The sequence below is a fragment of the Neorhizobium puerariae genome (assembly GCF_042429745.1).
Lineage (GTDB): Bacteria > Pseudomonadota > Alphaproteobacteria > Rhizobiales > Rhizobiaceae > Neorhizobium > Neorhizobium puerariae.
The window spans coordinates 96,512-114,354 of sequence record NZ_JBHMAA010000014.1; the positions used below are offsets into that span (position 1 = coordinate 96,512).

Consider the following 17,843-nt stretch of genomic DNA (forward strand, 5'->3'; position numbering starts at 1 on the left):
CCAGTTGCTTTTGCTGCGCGTCTGATCAAAGTGCATTCGCAGTTCTTCAATGTCCGGCAACCACCATGGAACCCACGGATCGTCAGCCTAGTCGCTTTCGTGACCTTCTTGAAACGTATCGTCCTTATCTCATTGCGTTTGCGGTGCTGGCGGTTTTCGCCTTCACGACTTTTGCGATCTACAATCTGACGACCGAGGTAAGCTACGATGACGTGGTCGAGGCGCTTGGCAATACGCGATGGTCGTCGATCGGGCTTGCCGTCTTTTTCACGGCGCTGAGCTTCGCGGCGCTTGTCGGCTACGACTTGAATGCGATCACCTATATCGGCCGATCCCTGCCGCTGGTGCCGGTCGCGATGACGGCTTTCAGCGCCTATGCGGTGGGCAATACCGCCGGCTTCGGCGCGCTCAGCGGCGGCGCCATCCGGTTCCGCGCCTATTCGCGTCTCGGCCTCTCGCCCGACGATATCGCGCGTATCATCGCATTCGTGACGCTTGCCTTCGGTATCGGGCTGCTGGCGGTAACGGCGCTCGCTTCGCTGGTCACGGCGCCGAGAATCGGGGCGGTCCTCAATATCGACAGCAGCTGGGTCCGCATCGGGGCGATCCTCATCATCGTCGTTCTCTCCGTCGTGGTGATGCTGGGCCGCGACGGGCGGACGATCTCGATCGGCAGCCTGAACATCCGCCTGCCGGACACCCGCACCTCCTCGCAGCAATTCCTCATCACGGCGCTCGATATCGCCGCCTCGGCCTCGGTCCTTTATGTCCTGCTGCCGCAGACGGGGATCGGCTGGCCGTCCTTCCTGGCGATCTATGCCACGGCCGTCGGCCTCGGCGTGCTGAGCCATGTCCCGGCCGGCCTCGGCGTGTTCGAGACGGTCATCATCGCGGCGTTGGGCAATACGGTCAGCATCGACCAGGTGCTCGGCAGCCTCGTCCTCTACCGCGTCATCTATCACGTCCTGCCGCTCCTCATCGCCACGCTCGTGGTCATCGGCGTTGAAATACGCCAGCTTGCCCATCACCCCGTCGCCTCGACGCTGCGAAAGCTCGAGTTCCGGCTGGCCCCGCCGCTGCTGGCGACCTTCGCGATGATCGCCGGCGCCATGCTGATTTTTTCGAGCGTCACGCCGACGCCGGATTCGGACCTGGATTTCCTGTCCGGCTTCCTGCCGCTGCCGCTCGTGGAAGGCGCCCATTTCCTTTCGAGCATTCTCGGGCTCATCCTGTTCGTCGCGGCCCGCGGCATCGGCCAGCGCCTGGACGGCGCCTGGTGGACGGGCATGATCTGCACCGCGCTGGCGCTCGTCTTTGCCTTCGTAAGGGCGGTTGCGCTTTTCGAGGCGGCTTTCCTCATCATCCTGCTGGCTGGCCTCTTTCTCAGCGCGAAGCAGTTCAAGCGCCGGGCATCGCTGTTCGGGCAGGTGCTGACGCCGACCTGGCTCGCCGCCATGTTCATCATCGTGGCGGCGGCCGTCACGGTTCTGCTTTTCGTGTATCGCGAGGTGGACTACAGCCACGAGCTCTGGTGGCAGTTCGAATTCTCCGAAGAAGCGCCGCGCGGATTGCGCGCCACCCTCGGTCTCGCGATCTTCGCCGCGACGATCTCGTTCTTCAGCCTGTTGCGGCCGGCGGCGTGGCGGGCGCCGCCTTCGACGGTGGACGATCTCGAACGCGCCATCCAGGTCGCGATGGCGCAGGACAATGCCGACGCAAACCTCGTCCGCATGGGTGACAAGCGCCTGATGTTCTCCGAGAGCGGCAAGGCCTTCATCATGTACGGCATCCAGGGGCGGTCCTGGATCGCTCTTTTCGATCCGGTCGGAGCTTTGGAGGAGACCGCCGATCTCGTCTGGCGTTTCGTCGAGGAGGCGCGTGCCCGCGGCGGCCGCGCGGTGTTCTACCAGATCTCGCCGGGGCTGCTTTCCCATTGCGTGGACGCCGGACTGAGGGCGTTCAAACTCGGCGAGCTTGCGATCGTCGACCTTGCGCGCTTCGATCTCAAGGGCGGGCGGCTTGCGGGGCTGCGGCAGGCGATCAACAAGGGCGCGCGCGAAGGGCTTGAGTTCTCGGTCATCGATCCGCCGCAGGTGATGGCTTCGATCGAGGATCTCAGGTGCGTATCCGACGCCTGGCTGGCGGAACACAACACACGCGAAAAAACGTTTTCACTGGGGGCGTTCCGCGAGGATTATGTTGCTTCGCAACCCGTCGCCGTTCTGCGTAAGGAGAACCGGATCGTCGCTTTCGCGACGCTTTCCGTCACCGATACTAAACAGGAGGGGACGGTCGACCTGATGCGGTTCTCCCCGGATGCGCCCAAGGGGTCCATGGACTTTTTGTTCGTGAAGATCATGGAATATCTGCGCGATGCCGGTTATGCACATTTCAATCTCGGCATGGCGCCGCTATCGGGCATGTCCACGCGCGAGGCTGCGCTTGCCTGGGACCGGATCGGCAGCGTCGTGTTCGAGCACGGCGAACGGTTCTACAATTTCAAAGGATTGAAGGCTTTCAAGTCGAAATTCCACCCCACCTGGGAGCCGCGTTATCTGGCCGTGGCGGGCGGTGTCAGCCCCGCCATCGTGATGATGGATGCGACGCTTCTGATCGGCGGCGGCTTGAGAGGAGTGGTTGGTAAATGATGATGTTTCTTCGTATTCTTTGCCTCGTTGCACTGGTTGGCTGGCTGGCCGGCATCGCGCCGGCCGCCGCCCAGCAGCAGGATTATCAGACAGGCATGATCCCCTCGCCGCGCATCCTGTTGCCGAACAGGGGAAGCGACCTCGAAGGCATCGTCTTCCTGATCTCCGGCGCACAGGGCTGGGGTGCGAAGGAGGATGCGCAGGCACAGGCGCTGCTGGATGCCGGCGCGGCCGTGATCGGCATCGATTTCCCCTCATACGTCAAGTCTCTGGCCACCGACGATGGCGATTGCGTCTATATGGTGTCGGATATCGAGGACCTGTCCCAACAGGTTCAGCGGCGGGTCGGCAATCCGAACTATCGCCATCCCATAGTGGCCGGCATCGGTGACGGCGGCGCGCTGGCGCTTGCCATGATTTCCCAGAGCCCCAACGCGACCATCAGCGAGGCTGTTGCCGTCGATCCGGCTGCGGGCATCCCGCTCGCCAAGGAGCTTTGCACGCCCGCTTCCAAGCAGAAGGCGGGCGACCGCACGATCTACGGACTTGACGACGGAGCCCTGCCAGCCGCCGTGACAATCATTTCCACGGCCTCAGCCGATCCCGCCGGGAAGGCGCACGGGCAGCGGCTCAAGCAGGAGCATCCGGAAGTGGAACTCGCCGAGGCGGGCGGAACCTCCGAAGAGGCGCTGTCGCAGGCCCTCCTGGCGCGGATCGCGGCGACCAGCCAAAGCAATCAGCCGCTCGACCTGCCGCTGACGGTGCTCGACGCCAAGCCGGCCATGAACACCATGGCGGTCATCTATTCCGGGGACGGAGGCTGGCGCGACCTCGACAGCGAGGTCGGCGGCTATCTGCAGTCGCAGGGTATCCCGACCATCGGTCTGGACTCCCTGCGTTATTTCTGGTCGGAGCGGACGCCGCAGGGCACGGCCGACGATCTCGCGAAGATCATCGAGCATTACCGCCGTCAGTGGGGCGTACAGAATGTATTGCTCATCGGTTATTCGTTCGGGGCCGACGTCCTGCCCGCCACCTACAATCGTCTGCCTGAGGCCGATCGTGCAAGGGTGAAGCAGATGACCCTGCTCGGTCTGTCGCGCCAGGTCGACTACGAAATCTCGGTGACCGGCTGGCTCGGGGTTGCCACGGACGGCAAGGGGGGCGACCCGATGGACGATATCGCCCGGATCGATCCGAAGATCATCCAGTGCGTCTATGGCACCGACGAGGATGACGATCCCTGCCCCACGCTGAAGGATCGGGGAGCCGAGGTCGTGGCGACTGACGGAGGCCACCATTTCGACGAGAACTACCAGGCGCTCGGCAAGCGCATCCGCGACAGCCTGCAGGGGCGGCTGTCGAAATAGACGGCTCAGATCTCGTGCTTGCGGATATTGAGGAGAAGCTTGTGAAGCGTGCCTGTGAAGGCGCGGTATTCCTCTTCGTCGATGCCGTCGAACATCCTCAGGAGTGAATCGTACATGGCCGGCCAGAACCGCGCGAAGGCCGTGCGGCCTTCCTCCGTGATCGTGACGTCGCGGATGCGCATGTCTTCCGGGCGGGGCGTTCGGCGGATGTAACCCTGCTCTTCGAGCGAATCGAGCGTGCGGCTCATGGTGGATTGCTCGATGACGGCGAAAACGGAAAGCTCGTTTATGGTGAGCGAGGCGGAGACGCTCAGGACCGCCAGCGTGCGCATCTTGGCGGTCGTCAGGTCGTATTCGCGCAGCTCCTCCGCCATGTTGGCGTTCCAGCGGGCGATGATCCGGTTCATCAGGTAGGGCGCGAAATGGTTGAGGCCGATTTCCCCCATGGTCGGCGGATTCACCTGATCGCCTTCCTGATGATGGCGCAGCACCACGCCTGAAAACCGTTCAGCCATAAGCCCTCTTCAATCTTCCCGGCCGCCACGCGTCAGCGTAGCGACGATGCAAGCAGAAAGCCGGAGCCACCGGCAAGCCCCGGACCCGGATGGGTCGAGGCGCCGATATGATAGAGGCCCGGCACATGGGTGCGGTGGTTAACAGACGACTTGAAGGGCCGCCAGAGGAAAAACTGATCCAGCCCGCAGAAGCCGCCATAAGGGTCGCCGCCGACGAGGTTCATGTTCAATGCTTCCAGATCGGCCGGCGAATAGGCCCGGCGGGCGAGCCTGATTTCCGCAAAATTCTCGATATGCCGCGCAAGCAGCGCCTCGATGCGATCCGCATACCGTTCGCGGAGCTTTTCCGTCCAGAGGCCATCAGCCGGCACGGCGATCTCGTCTGCAGCATCACCCTTTAAAACGCGCGGCGTCTCCGGAAGCTGGAGCCAGAGGATGGATTTGCCTTCCGGAGCGCGGGAGGGGTCGAAGCTTGCGGGCTGGCCGACACAGATCGTCGGCTCGGCGGGAAGCAGGCCGCGTTCGCATTCGTTGGTGGCGCGGGAGACGCCGTCGAGGCCGGGCGTCAGGTGCAGGAGGGCGACCTTGCCGATGTCCGGATCGCCTTTCCAGCGCGGCGGGGCGGAAAGGGCGTAATGGATCTGCATGTTGCCCTTGCCATAGCGATAGCGGGCAACGCCCTCCGCAATTTCGGCCGGCGTGGGCGCCGGCCAGTCCTTCAGCAACCGGCCGTAGATCTGGGTCGGCGTCGTCGAGCAGACGACTCCCGCCGCAGCGCCGATCGTTTCGCCATTTACAAGCCGCACGCCGGACGCCCGGTTGCCCGGCCCCGGAAGAATGCGTTCGACATCGGCGCCGACACGGACCGCGCCGCCCTGATCGGCAATCAGCCGTTCGAAGGCCACGACGAGATTGGCCGCGCCGCCTTTCACGACAGGGCAGCCGGCAAGCTCGATCGCAAAGCCGATCACCTTCACCATTTCGGCGGAATAGGCGCTTTCCGGAGAGAGGCCGCAATGCAGCACCCAGGGCGCCCAGAGCGCATGGGCGGCTTCGGACCGGTAGGTGGTCTCGAGATAACCGCGAGCCGGCGTCAGCGCGTCGCCGAACCAGGCCGCAAGCCGGCGAAGACCCTTGCCCCAGCCTTGCTTGGCGATGGTCTTCAGCGTCGAGCCGGACCAGAGTGCACCGCCGAGCAGGGAAAAGAGGAAGGCCGCATCCGCCCCCAGGGCATTCATCTCGCGATCGAAGGTCTTGCCGTCCCCTTCAGCGAGCGCCTCGAAGGTAGCGGCATTGCGCTGGCGATCCTTGGAGAAAAGGACAGAGGAGCCGTCCGGCCGCAATACGCCGGTCGGAAGGTCCGCATGGGCGAATTCCAGGCCTCGCGCCTCCAGGTCCTTGCCCAGCGCGCCATAGGACGGCGATGTGAGGAAGAGCACCATCGTGGTCGCCATCACGTCGTGGATGAAGCCGGGTGCCGTGATTTCCTCGGTGCGCAGGCAGCCGCCGATGCGGTCGCTGCGCTCCAGGACGAGGACCTTCCTGCCCTTCCTGCCGAGCAGGGCGGCGGCAACCAGCGCATTGATGCCGCTGCCGACGATGATGTAATCGAAATCCGCCATGTCGCGCCCTCCTTCCGGATACAGAAAGGGCCGGACCATTCGGGGTCCGGCCCGGAAGGCTCAGCCGGCGATGAGGGCCAGGGCGCGGACCGGCGAGCCGGTGCCCTTGACGAATTTCAGCGGGGCGGCGATCAGCACGGCGCCTTTGGGTGGAAGCTGGTCGAGGTTGGACAGCGAAGCGAGACCGTATTTGTTGGCCTTGTGCATGAGGTTGTGCGCCGGGAAAGGCGGGTTCATGCCGCCGGCCGAACCGGCGTCGGTGCCGACCGTTTCCTGGCCCCAGCCAATGATGCCCTTCGACAACAGGTATTCGATCGCCTCGGCGGTCGGGCCGGGCGAGTGCGGACCGTTCTCGTCGGCGTTGAGGAAGGCCTCGGTCGAGTCGTTGCGCTTGTACCAGTCGGAGCGCATGAGCACCCAGCTGCCGGCTTCGATCTCGCCATGCCGGGCTTCCCATTCCTTGATGCTGTCGACCGTCAGCAGGTAGTCCGGATCTGCGGCGGCTTCCTTCGAACGGTCGATGACGTTGACGGGAGCCACGAAATTCTGCGGCGGGATGGTGTCCGTCGTGTTGTTCGGATTGTCCTTGCCGGTGACCCAATGACAGGGCGCATCGAAATGGGTGCCGGTGTGTTCGCCGAGTTCCAGCCAGTTCCAGGCCCAGAACGGGCCGTCCCGGTCGTAAGCCGAGATAGTGTGGACGGCGACCTTCGGCGTGTTCTTGCCGAATTGCGGCGGCAGGTAGAGGACAGGCGTGTCCGGGCCGAGCGGCGCGGTCAGGTCGACGACCTTGACCGAACCGGAAAGAAGAGCGGAAGCGAGACTGGAAAGAGCGTTGGAAGACATGGTGCCGGATTCCCCTTGATTGACCGGTTTCGTGAGCCGGGCGGCATCCGGTTTCCTCTGCCGGATGCCGCTCACCGATGCGAGAGCCTATTGCAGAAAATATGACAATGCAAGCAATCCGGCCGGCGCGCGCGATGCAAATTCTTGTGCCTGTTTTTCGGCGGGAATTTGCGAATTTTTCTCCAAAATCGGCCCGATAATTGTAGGAAACGGCCTGAAGCGGATTGCTCTTCCGACTGCCGGGCGGAGGGCGCTCTCTTGATGCCGTTTCCAGAAGATGTATGCATATGGATAAATAATCAGAACAGAGGGAACGGGGATGCAGGCTTATGACGCAGTGGTGATCGGCGCGGGGCATAACGGGCTTGCGGCGGCGGTTCATCTGGCCGCCAGGGGCTGGTCGGTTGCGGTGGTCGAGGGCCGTAGCGAGCCGGGCGGCGCGGTGAAGACCCGCGAACTGACATTGCCGGGCTTCCGGCACGATTTCGCCGCCATGAACCTCTCCATGTTCGCCGGTTCGCCGTTCTTCGCCGCTTATAGGGATGAGCTGGTTGCGCATGGCCTCGGCCTTGTGCCGGCCACGCACTGTTTCGCCAGCGTTTTTCGCGATGGGACCTATCTCGGCGTTTCGACCGACCTGGAAGAGACGGCGGGTGCCATTGCCGCGTTTTCGCCGGACGATGCGGAGGCGTGGCGCAGGCTCCTTGCCGAATTCGGCTCCGATGCGCCGCATGTCTTCGGCCTGCTCGGCTCGCCCATGCCGTCGATGGCTGCCGCCAGGGTCGTCTGGAAGGCATGGCGGGAAAAGGGCAGCGGCTGGCTTTACGATACGGCCCGCATGCTGCTTGCTTCCCCGCGGGATTTCCTCGATGCCCGTTTTCGCAGCGACAAGGTCAAGGCGCTGATGAGCGCCTGGGGCCTGCATCTCGATTTTGCGCCGGACGTCGCGGGCGGCGCCCTGTTCCCTTATCTCGAAAGCATGGCGAACCAGGCCTTCGGCATGATGATCGGCCATGGCGGCGCGGACACGATCGTCAAGGCGATGACCGGTCTTCTGAAGGCCAGAGGCGGCGAAGTCCTGCTCGGCACGCCGGTCGAGCGGGTGGAGGTCTCCGACGGTGCGGCGGCCGGCGTAAGGCTCGCGGATGGGCGGGTGATCGGCGCCCGCCGGGCGGTCATCTCCAATGCTCATCCGAAACTGCTGTTCGGCACGTTGCTGGACGCCGATCCGGCCCGGGACACCTTCGACAGCAAGATCGGGAAATTCCGCGCCGGGCCGGGAACGATGATGATCCATCTCGCCATGGACGGCCTGCCGGACTGGAAGGCCGGCGAAGCGCTGAAAAAGTTCGCCTATGTGCATGTGGCACCTGATCTCGCAATGATGTCGCGGGTCTATTCGGAGGCCATGGCCGGCTTGCTGCCGGCCGAGCCCGCGCTGGTCGTCGGCCAGCCCACGGCGCTCGATCGCTCGCGCGCGCCGGAGGGCAGGCATGTGCTCTGGGTGCAGGTACGGGTCCTGCCGGTGGAGATACGGGGCGATGCGTCGGGGACGATCGCAGGCACGGACTGGGATGAGGTGAAGGACGCCTATGCGGATCGGGCGCTCGATATCCTCGAAACCCATGCGCCGGGCACAAAGGCGAAAATCCTCGGTCGCGCGGTCTTCTCGCCGGTCGATCTCGAACGGGAAAATCCGAACCTGATCGGAGGCGACAATCTTTCCGGCAGCCACCATCTCGACCAGAACTTTCTGTTCCGGCCGGTCGCGGGTTATTCGCGCTACAAGACGCCGGTGAAGTCGCTTTATCTCTGCGGGGCTTCCACCTGGCCGGGCGCCGGCACGGGCGCCGGTTCCGGTTTCATGCTGGCGCGGATGCTGGCCGGCAAATAGCGAGCGTGCCGACTTTTGACATTTCAAATATCTGCCCTTAGACCTGAGCCGGGTTATTGAGGCTGTATTCGAAATGGCGGAAGCGGAAGCGATCAACATCGATCTGGAGATCATCGTGCACGGCGCGCAGGGGCGTTCGAAGCCGGAATTGCGCCTCTGGCTCCGGATGCTGTCGACGACCAAGCTGATCTCCCAGGAAATCCGTCGCCGGCTTCGGACCGAGTTCGGTGCGACCCTGCCGCAGTTCGACCTGATGGCGCAGCTCTATCGGGAGAAGGACGGCCTGCGTCTTGGCGAACTTTCCAAGCGCACCATGGTCACCAACGGAAATGTCACCGGTCTCGTGGAGCGGCTGGAGGCGGATGGCTATGTGCGGCGGGTGACGCCGGACGGCGACCGGCGCGTCACCGTCGCCAAGCTGACGGATGTGGGGACGACCCTGTTCGCGACAATGGCGGCCGCCCATGAGAGCTGGCTTCAGGACATGATGGCCGATGCCGATCCGCGCATGATCTCGGCGCTCTGGTCGGAGATCGGAGCGGTCAAGACCTCGGCCAGCAACCACCTTTCCGGCTCGGCCTATGAATAGGCGTCACCGCTTCTTCTCCTTGTTGAATTTCCGTTCGAGCAGGCTCACGAGCCGCACCATCGGCCACAGGAGCGAGATGTAGATCAGGGCCGCGCCGATCAGCGGGGTCGGATTGGCGTAGAGCGCCTGCGCATCCAGCCCTTCCTTCATCAGTTCCGCCAAAGCGACGGTCGAGGCAAGCGACGTATCCTTGAACATCGAAACGCAGTTGTTGGTGGTGGGCGGCATGACGATGCGGATCGCCTGCGGCAGCACGACCTTGCGCAGCGTCACGATGAAGGAAAGGCCAAGGGCGGCGGCCGCCTCGAACTGGCCCCTGGGGATGCCCTCGATGCCGGAACGGAAGACCTCGGCCATATAGGCGGCCATGACGATGGTGAAGGCGAGGATCGCGCAGGTCCAGGACGACAGGCGGATGCCGACGAAAGGCAGCGCGAAATAGATCAGCATCAGCACGACCAGCATGGGCGTGGCGCGAAAGATATCGATATAGAAGATCGTGGCGTAGCGCAGCGGCCTTGGGCCGTAAAGGCGGAGAAGGCCGATCAACAGCCCGCAGGGGATGCCGAACCCGATGCCAGCCACGCCGAGCAGGAATGTGTTGATCAGCCCTCGAAGCAGGGCCGGGAACGCGTCGCCAAGAACCTCGAAGTTGAAGAATGTGTCGAGGAGCGTCATTTCCGTCAGTCTCCAACATCAAGAAAATGCCGGCCGTTGCCGGCCGGCATGGATCGGGTTCCGTCAAGTCGATAGCCGGCTCAAGGCTTCGGCATCGGCTGTTCGGCTGCGGTGGCGGAACCGGCGGCGGGATCGGTGCCGAACCACTTCTTGTGGATGGCAGCCAGAGTGCCGTCCTTCTTCATCGCGGTGATCGCGTCGTTCGCCCTGGCGAGCAGCGGGTGATCCCTGGTCATCATCAGGCCATATTGTTCGCCGGTCTTGATGCGCACCTTGACGACGAGGTCCTTCATCTTGAGGAATGCGTATTCCATGCCTGGAACATCGCTGACGGCGACATCGGCGCGGCCGGCGGAAAGGTCCATCAGCAGGTCCTGCTGGGCGTTATAGCTCTTGATGTCGGCAATGCCGTATTTTTCCCTGTTTTCCTTGGCCCACTTGTCGCCGGTGGAACCGGCGAGCACGCCGACGACCCGGCCCTTCAGGTCCTCGATTCTGGAAAGGCCGGCTTCCTTGCGCGTGGCGACGCCCATGTCGGCGTCGTAATAGGGCTGCGTGAAGGACTGGCTGCCGAGACGTTCCCTGGTGATGGTGATCGAGGAGATCGCCACGTCTATGCGTTTGGAAGCGGTCGCCGCAAAGAGTGCCTGGAATCCGAGGTCGGAGATTTCGACCGTCATGCCGAGGCGCTTGGCGACCTCATTGACTATGTCGACTTCGAAACCCTCGAACGAGCCGCTGGACGTCTTGTATTCGAACGGCGGGTTGCTCGGGTAGGAGCCGACAACGAGAGCTGCGGCTGAGGCAAGGCCGGCGCTTGCGACCGAAAAAGCGGCTGCGCCCGCGATGCCCAGGAAGGCGCGGCGGAAAAGGGTGATGGCCATGGATTTCTGTTCCCTCTGTTCTTGACCGGCTGTTTTCCGCCGGATCGATATGTTTCTTGTCGTCGACGAATTGGGAATAAGCTGGAACGCACTCTCTCCCAAGAGCACGTTTGCGACGTTTCACACCCTCTTTCGCCGCGCGGATGGCGGGATCGTGATGGAAAATCCGGCGAGTTTCAAGTGAAAAGATTGAAGCTTAAATCATGTTCCGGTCCCGCAGAATCTGCGGGAATCGATTGGTCAAAATAGTTTAAGTTTAAACTTGTTTTTTCTTTCCGCCGGTTCGATAGTCGGGCGGTGAACCAAGGGGAACGGAGGTCGCCGGCATGCGTTGCGGCCCCATAGAGAAACGGGAGTCCAGCCATGCGTTTTGCCTATTTCGCCTTTTTCGAAAACACCGGCGGCACCGATCTTGCGGTTAGCAAGGCGGATGTCGAGACCGTCGCGGACATCGTCAGGCTGACGCCCGGCCTCACGTCAGCCAATCTCTATACCCCCGAAGTCACCAGGGACATGTACAACAGGGACGAACGGTCTCCGGTCTTCGGCATGCAGCTTTATTTCAACGAGCTGACCGAGCTGGAGGATGCGATGGCGCCGGCCGGACACCTGCAGCAGCTTGCGGCATCGGGCGTTCTGTCCAGCATTCGTGGTGCGAAGGCGACGCAACAGGCCATGTATGCCCGGCACTTTCCGGTCGATGACAATGGGCTGGACGTCGAAAGGAACGGCAATCCCTGCTCCTACGTCGTCCATTATACCGGCCCGGCGCAGGATCTGAACGTCTGGATGCACCACTATGTCAGCCACCATCCGCAGGTGATGCGGACCTTCCCGGGCATCCGCAAGATCGAGGTTCTGTCGCGGATCGACTGGTGCGGCTTCCTGCCTTGGGAGCGGATCAGCCACATGCAGCGCAACCGGGTGATGTTCGACAGCCCGGCGGCGCTTCAGGCCGCGCTGCAATCGCCGGCCCGCATCGCCATGCGCGAGGATTTCAAGACCTTCCCGCCCTTTGAAGGCGGCAATTCTCATTTTCCGATGGAGACGCGGATCGTCGTTCCCTGAGGCGCGCATGCATGCGAAAATGGGCGGGACCGGCGGCAGGGGGCGTCATTCCTCGACCCGATAGCCCGCTTCCGCCAGAACCGGCGACCATTCGACATTGACGTCATCCGGCGGAACGGCCGCCAGCAGGCTGCGGGTATAGGGGTGCTGCGGATCGGCGAAGACCGCCTCCGTTTTCCCGCTTTCCACGACTTCGCCGCGATACATGACCATGACCCGGTCGCAGAGGTAACGGACGACCGACAGGTCGTGCGAAATGAACAGCATGGAGAAGCCGTGCTCGTCGCGCAGCTTCAAAAGCAGGTCGAGAAGCTGCGCCTGCACGGAGACGTCGAGACCGGAGACGATCTCGTCGGCGACGAGGATTTTCGGCAGGGTACAGAGGGAGCGGGCGATATTGACGCGCTGCTTCTGGCCGCCGGAAAGCTGCGAGGGGAAGCGCATCGCCGCGTCCGGCGGCAGGCCGATTTCCGCAAGCAGCTCCGCGGCGCGGTCCATGCGCTCGCGGGGGGCGTTGTGCAGGCCGCTCGCCTCGTTCGCCTGGGTGACGATGCTGCCGATGCGGCGGCGCGGGTTGAGCGCCGATTGCGGGTCCTGGAAGACCATTTGGACATATTCGCGGCGATAGGCTTTCTCGGCATTGCCGTTGGCGGTCACATCGCGGCCGGCGAGCGTGATCCTGCCTTCCGTCGGCGTGTCGAGGCCGACGACAAGGCGGGCAAGAGAGCTCTTGCCGCTGCCGCTTTCTCCGACGATGCCGACGAATTCGCCTTCGCCGAGGGTGAAATCGACGCTGCTCACCGCCTTGAAGCTGCTCCGTCTGGCGAACGGGCTCCAGGCGGTCGTATAGGCCTTTGTGAGTTTTTCACCGGAGAGGTGCATCCTGGCCGAGGAGACCTCCTTGCCGGGGGCGAGCGGCGGCGGCACGATGTCGGGTGTCTTTTCCGTGCGGATACAGGCGGCGATATGGTTCGGGCCGATATCGGCGAGCGGCGGTTCCGATCGGGTGCAGGCCTCCGCCGCATTCGGGCAGCGGGAGGCGAAACGGCAGCCTTTCAGCTCCTTCAGCACGCGCAGGCCAGGCATGCGCTCCGGCAGGATGAAGAGGCCGCGGCGCGGCCCGCCGATCGTCGGGTTGGCAAGCTGCAGACAGCGCGTATAGGGATGCGCCGGCGCGGAAAAGAGCTGTTTGGCCGGGCCGCGCTCGGCGGGGCGTCCGGCATAAAGAACCATGATCTCGTCGCTGATCTGGGAGGCGAGGCGCAGGTCATGGGTTATGAAGATCACGGCCGTGCCGTCGCGCTTCTGCATCTCGGCGATCAGCTTGACGATGCGGGCCTGGATGGTGACGTCGAGCGCGGTGGTCGGCTCGTCGGCGATCAGAAGCCTCGGGCGGCTGGCGAAGGCCATGGCGATCAGGATGCGCTGGCACATGCCGCCGGAAAGCTGGTGCGGATACCTGTCGAGCAATGCCGCACCATGCGGCAGGTGTACCGCCTCGAATTCTTCAAGCGCCCGCCTGCGCCAGCTTTCACCGGGGGCAAGACCGATGCGCAGCAGGTGTTCCTTTATCTGCTGGCCGACGCTCAAGACCGGGTTGAGGCCGGAAAGCGGTTCCTGCGGGATGAAGGCGATGTCGCGGCCGAGCAGACCGCGTCGGCGCTCCGGCGCCATCGCCACCAGATCCTCCCCGTCGAAGTCCAGCGTGCCCCTGGTGACCGCGAAACCGTTCGGCAGGAATTGCGAGATCGTGCGGCCGATCATCGACTTGCCGGCGCCGGATTCGCCCACGAGGCCGAGGATCTTGCCCGGCTCCAGCGAGAAGTTGAGGTCGGTCAGGACGGGGAAGCTTTCCTTGCCGCCGAGCGATTCAACGCAGAGGTTCCGTGCGGAAAGAATGGGGCCAGCCATGTCAGGTGCGCTCCGTCTGCGTGAGCCGGGTGTCGAGGGTGCGGCGCAAGCCGTCCCCGAGGATGTTGAAGCCGAAGACCGCGAAGAAGATCGCGCAGATCGGGGCGATCAGGTTGAAGGGTGCTTCGTAGATGTTCTGGCGGGCGTCGGCGATCATCTGGCCCCAGGCGGGTGTCTCCGAACCCACGCTCATGCCGACGAAGGAGAGGATCGCCTCCACGATGACGGCGACGCCCATTTCGAGGCTCATGAGGGTGATGAGCAGCGGCAGCGTGCCGGGGAGGATCTCGCGGGTGATCGTGCGCCAGTGCGAAAAGCCGACGAGCTGCGCGGCGGCGACGTAATCCCTTCGCCGTAACACGATGACCTCGCTTCTCAGCACGCGGCAGAAGCGGGTCCAGTCCACCAGGATGATGGCCAGCACGACGTTGCGGAGCCCGGTGCCGAGCCCGACCATGAGGATCAGCGACAGGATGACCGGCGGAAAGGAGAGCCAGATTTCAACGATGCGGCCGATCAGCCAGTCGACCCAGCCGCCGAAGTAACCGGCGATATGGGCGAAGGTCGCGCCGATGATCATGGCGCCCACTGAAGCGGTGAAGGCCACTGTCAGCGCCACGCGCGCGCCGAAGATGAGACGCGAAAGGATGCATCGGCCCAGGCTGTCGGTGCCGAGCGGAAACATTGGATCGCCGCCATCGGCCCAGGCCGGCGGCGTCAGTATGCTCAGCAGGTTCTGCTCGTTCGGATCGTTCGGAGCCAGATAGGGCGCGAAGACCGCGCAGACGACGAGGATGAAGATGATCACGAGGCCGGTCTGGACACGGCCCGATTTCAGCCAGAGCGGAAGCGGCCGCATGTCAGCGTACCCTCAGTTTCGGGTTCAGGATCAGGTAGAGGCTGTCGACCACGATGCTGATCACCAGCACGGCGATGCAATAGGTAAGCCCCGCGCCCTGGATGATCGGCAGGTCGGCATTGCGGATCGCATCGACCATCAGGTTGCCCATCCCCGGATAGGAGTAGATGATTTCGACGAGCAGCGTGCCGCCGAAGAGAAAGCCAAACTGCACGCCCATGAGGCTGAGCGTCGGCAGGATGGCGTTCTTCAGGCCATGGCGGATGAGGATGCGCTGTTCGGACAGGCCGCGCAGCCGGGCCTGCTGGATATAGTCGTCCTGATAGGCGTCGAGGAGGCTGGATCGCAGCACGCGCATCAGGGATGGCGAAAGTGCGATGCCGAGCGCCAGGCATGGCAGGATCATATGTTCCAGCGCGTTGAAGAAGGTCGCGATATTGCCGGTGATCAGGCTGTCCAGCAGCAGGAAGCCGGTGACGACCGGGCGCTCGAAGCCGGGGCTCAGGCGCCCGGTGAAGGGCAGGACCTCGAAGAAGACGCCGAAGATCAAGAGCAGGAACAGGCTCCAGAGGAATTCCGGCAGCGAAAGCAGCAGGATGGAGAAGAAGTCCATCACAGTCTCGGCGCGGGTGCCGCGCACATGAAAGAGAAAGAGGCCACCGGCGAGGCCGAAGACGGTGGCAACCGCCATGGCGATGACGGCAAGTTCGATGGTCGCCGGCAGCGTCGAGCCGATCAGCGAGGTCACGTCCTGGCGGAAATGGATGGAGCGGCCGACATCCCCCTCCATAAACTTGCCGAGCCAGATTCCGTATTGCTCGTAGAGCGGCCGGTCGAGTCCCATCTCCTTGCGCATCGCCTCGACTTCCTGAACCGTCGCATTCGGCGGCAGGGACATGGCGGCGGGATCGACCGGCAGGATGCGCAGGATGCAGAAGAGAAGTGCGGAGACGATCAGCAGGATCGGTATGGCGGTGAGGACGCGCTTCACCAAAAGCCTGGCAATGGTCGCAAACATATGCGCGTGCCTCGTATTGCGATATCGGAAAGACAGGTCCGGGAAGGCCCGGACCCGGCAGACAATGACGACGGCCTGATCAGGACCAGGACATGGTGCTGCCCAGAATCCAGGCGTTGCCGTATTTCACGTAATTGAGGTTCTTCTTGCGCACCAGGGTCTGGACACTCTGCAGGATCGGAATGTTGGCGCCGGTCTCGACGGCTTCCCTGGCCACGTCCTTGTAGCCCGCAATGCGCTTTTCGTAGACCGGCTCGACGAAGAGCTTGAGGATCTTGTCGCCGATCTCCTGGCCCTTCCAGGCGCCGAACGGCATTTTCGGGTTCATGAGATAACCGGAGAAGATTTCCGGATCGCCGGTGGCGTTATCAAAGCTGTAAAGGGTCGCTTCCGGCAGTTTGCCACCGCGGTTCAATTCGAAATATTTCGAATATTCGATCTGTTGCAGCTCGACCTTGAGGCCGACCTTCTGCCACATCTGCACGAGGGCGCGGGCGATGTCGAAGTCGCTCGGGAATTGGCCGTTCGTCGCGGCCAGGGTGAAGGTCGCGGGCTTTTCCGCCGTATAGCCGGCATCGGCGAGCAGTTTCTTCGACAGCTGCGGGTCGTAGGAGAATTTGTAATCCTCGATATAGCCCGGAGTGCCCGGGGTTGCCGGAATGGAGAGCGGCACGGCCGCGCCGCCGTAGAAGGCCTTGGAGAGGGCCGCCTTGTCGATGGCGTGGTGGGCGGCAAGACGCACGGCCTTGTCGGCGAAGCCCATGTCGTTGCGCATCTGCAGGAGGATCAGGCGGGTGAACGGGTTTATCTCGGAGGTCAGGCCCTCCGTCTTGCCGAGGCGTTCGGCTTCACGGACCGGGATGTTCACGGTCAGGTCGACCTGGCCGGACTGGATGGCGGCGGTGCGGGCCGAAGGGTCCTTGATGATGTCGATCGTGACACGCTTGATCTTCGGCTTCGTGCCGAAATAGTCGTCGTTGCGCTCCAGCACGATGCGGGAATTCATCTGGTAGTCGACGAGCTTGTAGGGGCCGGTGCCGACCGGTTTCCTGGCGAATTCCTCCGGACCGACGGCTTCGACGTATTTCTTCGGCACGAGATAGCTGCCGAGGAAGGCGAGCCATTGCGGCGCGGTCGGGGTGGGCGCCGAGAACTTCATCACGCCGCTGGTCGGCGACGTGATCTCGATGTCCGTCAGGGTGCGCCAGGAATTGGCGATGTCGAGCTTCAGGCCGGACTTCACGCGGTCGACGAAAGTGTATTTGAAGTCCTCCATCGTCATCGGATCGCCGTTGTGGAACTTCACATCACTGCGGATTTCGAAGGGCATCGACAGGCCGTCTGGCTTCAGTTCCCATTTGGAAATGAGGTTGGGAACGAGCTTGAGGTCCGGCGCCTGGTCGAGCGGCTGGTCGAACACCAGCTTGAACAGCGGCTGCGCATCGGGGACGAAGCGCAGGTTCGGGTCCCAGGAGGGGACGTCGGACGGCCAGCCGATGGTGACGTTGTCGGTATCGGCAGCGAAGGCGAAGGTGGCCTGCGACAATACGGAGCCGCCGACGGCGGCAAGTCCAAGCATCTGCAGGAGATTTCTGCGATCGATTTCAAAAGTCATGGCGATCCCTCTGGTTTTTGGCCCGCCGGCTTCAAAGGCCGGCAAGGCTGCGGCGGTTTTTGAAAACACAAGCCTGCAATCCTGCCCGGGGATTCGATTTGTTCTGTTTGCTCCGCTTTTTCGCGGTCGTCCCCTTAACAATTGAGAGGATCGTAGAACGAGCCATAAATTACTTCAAGCCTAAAATTTCGGCTCGTGCGAGATTGAAATCCGGATCGACCACAACGTGCAAAACCCCGGAATACAAGCCTTTTCCAAAACCGGAAGATGGTTTGTCCTGTGGCGTGCAACCCGGAAATACCGGTCTGAAAACGGCATCAGCAAAA

The 17,843-nt window shown here is 63.1% G+C and carries 14 protein-coding genes; 5 read left to right on the forward strand and 9 right to left on the reverse strand.

Annotation, left to right across the window (positions count from 1 at the left end; translation table 11 throughout):
- The first annotated feature begins 65 nt into the window (after positions 1–65).
- Positions 66–2,648 (forward strand): bifunctional lysylphosphatidylglycerol flippase/synthetase MprF, encoded by a 2,583-nt coding sequence (gene mprF / locus ACFFP0_RS12370; protein WP_377260916.1) that lies wholly within the window; start codon positions 66–68, stop codon positions 2,646–2,648.
- On the forward strand, positions 2,648–4,018 hold the full coding sequence (locus ACFFP0_RS12375; protein ID WP_377261279.1) for a virulence factor family protein: 1,371 nt from the start codon (positions 2,648–2,650) through the stop codon (positions 4,016–4,018). Before mprF ends, ACFFP0_RS12375 begins: the two co-directional genes overlap by 1 nt.
- 5 nt (positions 4,019–4,023) lie before the next feature.
- Here ACFFP0_RS12375 and ACFFP0_RS12380 read toward each other — a convergent pair whose 3' ends face one another.
- Genes ACFFP0_RS12380 through ACFFP0_RS12390 form a run of 3 tightly spaced genes read right to left on the reverse strand, consistent with a single transcriptional unit; the run spans position 4,024 to position 7,001 of the window.
- Positions 4,024–4,533: a MarR family winged helix-turn-helix transcriptional regulator gene (locus ACFFP0_RS12380; RefSeq protein WP_377260918.1), complete on the reverse strand. Its 510-nt coding sequence runs from the start codon at positions 4,531–4,533 to the stop codon at positions 4,024–4,026.
- Between the two features lie 32 nt (positions 4,534–4,565).
- Positions 4,566–6,155, reverse strand: a complete 1,590-nt coding sequence (locus ACFFP0_RS12385) for a phytoene desaturase family protein (protein ID WP_377260920.1) — start codon at positions 6,153–6,155, stop codon at positions 4,566–4,568.
- A 60-nt stretch (positions 6,156–6,215) separates the two neighbouring features.
- The gene (locus tag ACFFP0_RS12390) at positions 6,216–7,001 is read right to left on the reverse strand and encodes a cyclase family protein (protein WP_377260922.1); all 786 of its coding nucleotides are present in this window, start codon (positions 6,999–7,001) and stop codon (positions 6,216–6,218) included.
- A 319-nt stretch (positions 7,002–7,320) separates the two neighbouring features.
- On the opposite strand from ACFFP0_RS12390, the gene ACFFP0_RS12395 reads away from it, so the two are divergent.
- Positions 7,321–8,895: a phytoene desaturase family protein gene (locus ACFFP0_RS12395; RefSeq protein WP_377260925.1), complete on the forward strand. Its 1,575-nt coding sequence runs from the start codon at positions 7,321–7,323 to the stop codon at positions 8,893–8,895.
- A gap of 73 nt (positions 8,896–8,968) precedes the next feature.
- Complete coding sequence (locus ACFFP0_RS12400; RefSeq protein WP_377260927.1) at positions 8,969–9,484, forward strand: MarR family winged helix-turn-helix transcriptional regulator; 516 nt, start codon at positions 8,969–8,971, stop codon at positions 9,482–9,484.
- Positions 9,485–9,487: 3 nt separating this feature from the next.
- On the opposite strand, the gene ACFFP0_RS12405 is transcribed toward ACFFP0_RS12400, so the two are convergent.
- Complete coding sequence (locus ACFFP0_RS12405) at positions 9,488–10,162, reverse strand: amino acid ABC transporter permease (protein ID WP_377260929.1); 675 nt, start codon at positions 10,160–10,162, stop codon at positions 9,488–9,490.
- Positions 10,163–10,242: 80 nt separating this feature from the next.
- Entirely contained in the window at positions 10,243–11,040 is a 798-nt protein-coding gene (locus ACFFP0_RS12410; protein WP_377261281.1) for an ABC transporter substrate-binding protein, read from the reverse strand.
- 369 nt (positions 11,041–11,409) lie between these two features.
- Here ACFFP0_RS12410 and ACFFP0_RS12415 point away from each other — a divergent pair, with 369 nt between their 5' ends.
- Positions 11,410–12,114 (forward strand): hypothetical protein, encoded by a 705-nt coding sequence (locus ACFFP0_RS12415; protein ID WP_377260931.1) that lies wholly within the window; start codon positions 11,410–11,412, stop codon positions 12,112–12,114.
- A gap of 45 nt (positions 12,115–12,159) precedes the next feature.
- Here ACFFP0_RS12415 and ACFFP0_RS12420 read toward each other — a convergent pair whose 3' ends face one another.
- The 4 genes from ACFFP0_RS12420 to ACFFP0_RS12435 all read right to left on the reverse strand — a co-directional run bounded on the left by ACFFP0_RS12420 (position 12,160) and on the right by ACFFP0_RS12435 (position 17,517).
- Complete coding sequence (locus tag ACFFP0_RS12420; protein ID WP_377260933.1) at positions 12,160–14,025, reverse strand: dipeptide ABC transporter ATP-binding protein; 1,866 nt, start codon at positions 14,023–14,025, stop codon at positions 12,160–12,162.
- A gap of 1 nt (position 14,026) precedes the next feature.
- Entirely contained in the window at positions 14,027–14,884 is an 858-nt protein-coding gene (locus ACFFP0_RS12425; RefSeq protein ID WP_377260935.1) for an ABC transporter permease, read from the reverse strand.
- A 1-nt stretch (position 14,885) separates the two neighbouring features.
- Positions 14,886–15,902 (reverse strand): ABC transporter permease, encoded by a 1,017-nt coding sequence (locus ACFFP0_RS12430; RefSeq protein WP_377260937.1) that lies wholly within the window; start codon positions 15,900–15,902, stop codon positions 14,886–14,888.
- A 79-nt stretch (positions 15,903–15,981) separates the two neighbouring features.
- Positions 15,982–17,517 carry an ABC transporter substrate-binding protein gene (locus ACFFP0_RS12435; RefSeq protein WP_377260939.1) on the reverse strand — a complete coding sequence of 512 codons (1,536 nt, stop codon included), beginning with the start codon at positions 17,515–17,517 and terminating at the stop codon, positions 15,982–15,984.
- Positions 17,518–17,843: the final 326 nt, after the last annotated feature.

What these genes read in the sequence shown, in the direction of transcription:
- ACFFP0_RS12430 (WP_377260937.1), bottom strand. Translation starts at nt 15,902, where the DNA reads ATGTTTGCGACCATTGCCAGGCTTTTGGTGAAGCGCGTCCTCACCGCC.
- ACFFP0_RS12405 (WP_377260929.1), bottom strand. Translation starts at nt 10,162, where the DNA reads ATGACGCTCCTCGACACATTCTTCAACTTCGAGGTTCTTGGCGACGCG.
- ACFFP0_RS12375 (WP_377261279.1), top strand. Translation starts at nt 2,648, where the DNA reads ATGATGTTTCTTCGTATTCTTTGCCTCGTTGCACTGGTTGGCTGGCTG.
- ACFFP0_RS12390 (WP_377260922.1), bottom strand. Translation starts at nt 7,001, where the DNA reads ATGTCTTCCAACGCTCTTTCCAGTCTCGCTTCCGCTCTTCTTTCCGGT.
- ACFFP0_RS12395 (WP_377260925.1), top strand. Translation starts at nt 7,321, where the DNA reads ATGCAGGCTTATGACGCAGTGGTGATCGGCGCGGGGCATAACGGGCTT.
- ACFFP0_RS12385 (WP_377260920.1), bottom strand. Translation starts at nt 6,155, where the DNA reads ATGGCGGATTTCGATTACATCATCGTCGGCAGCGGCATCAATGCGCTG.
- ACFFP0_RS12420 (WP_377260933.1), bottom strand. Translation starts at nt 14,025, where the DNA reads ATGGCTGGCCCCATTCTTTCCGCACGGAACCTCTGCGTTGAATCGCTC.
- ACFFP0_RS12380 (WP_377260918.1), bottom strand. Translation starts at nt 4,533, where the DNA reads ATGGCTGAACGGTTTTCAGGCGTGGTGCTGCGCCATCATCAGGAAGGC.
- ACFFP0_RS12415 (WP_377260931.1), top strand. Translation starts at nt 11,410, where the DNA reads ATGCGTTTTGCCTATTTCGCCTTTTTCGAAAACACCGGCGGCACCGAT.
- ACFFP0_RS12400 (WP_377260927.1), top strand. Translation starts at nt 8,969, where the DNA reads ATGGCGGAAGCGGAAGCGATCAACATCGATCTGGAGATCATCGTGCAC.
- mprF (WP_377260916.1), top strand. Translation starts at nt 66, where the DNA reads ATGGAACCCACGGATCGTCAGCCTAGTCGCTTTCGTGACCTTCTTGAA.
- ACFFP0_RS12425 (WP_377260935.1), bottom strand. Translation starts at nt 14,884, where the DNA reads ATGCGGCCGCTTCCGCTCTGGCTGAAATCGGGCCGTGTCCAGACCGGC.
- ACFFP0_RS12435 (WP_377260939.1), bottom strand. Translation starts at nt 17,517, where the DNA reads ATGACTTTTGAAATCGATCGCAGAAATCTCCTGCAGATGCTTGGACTT.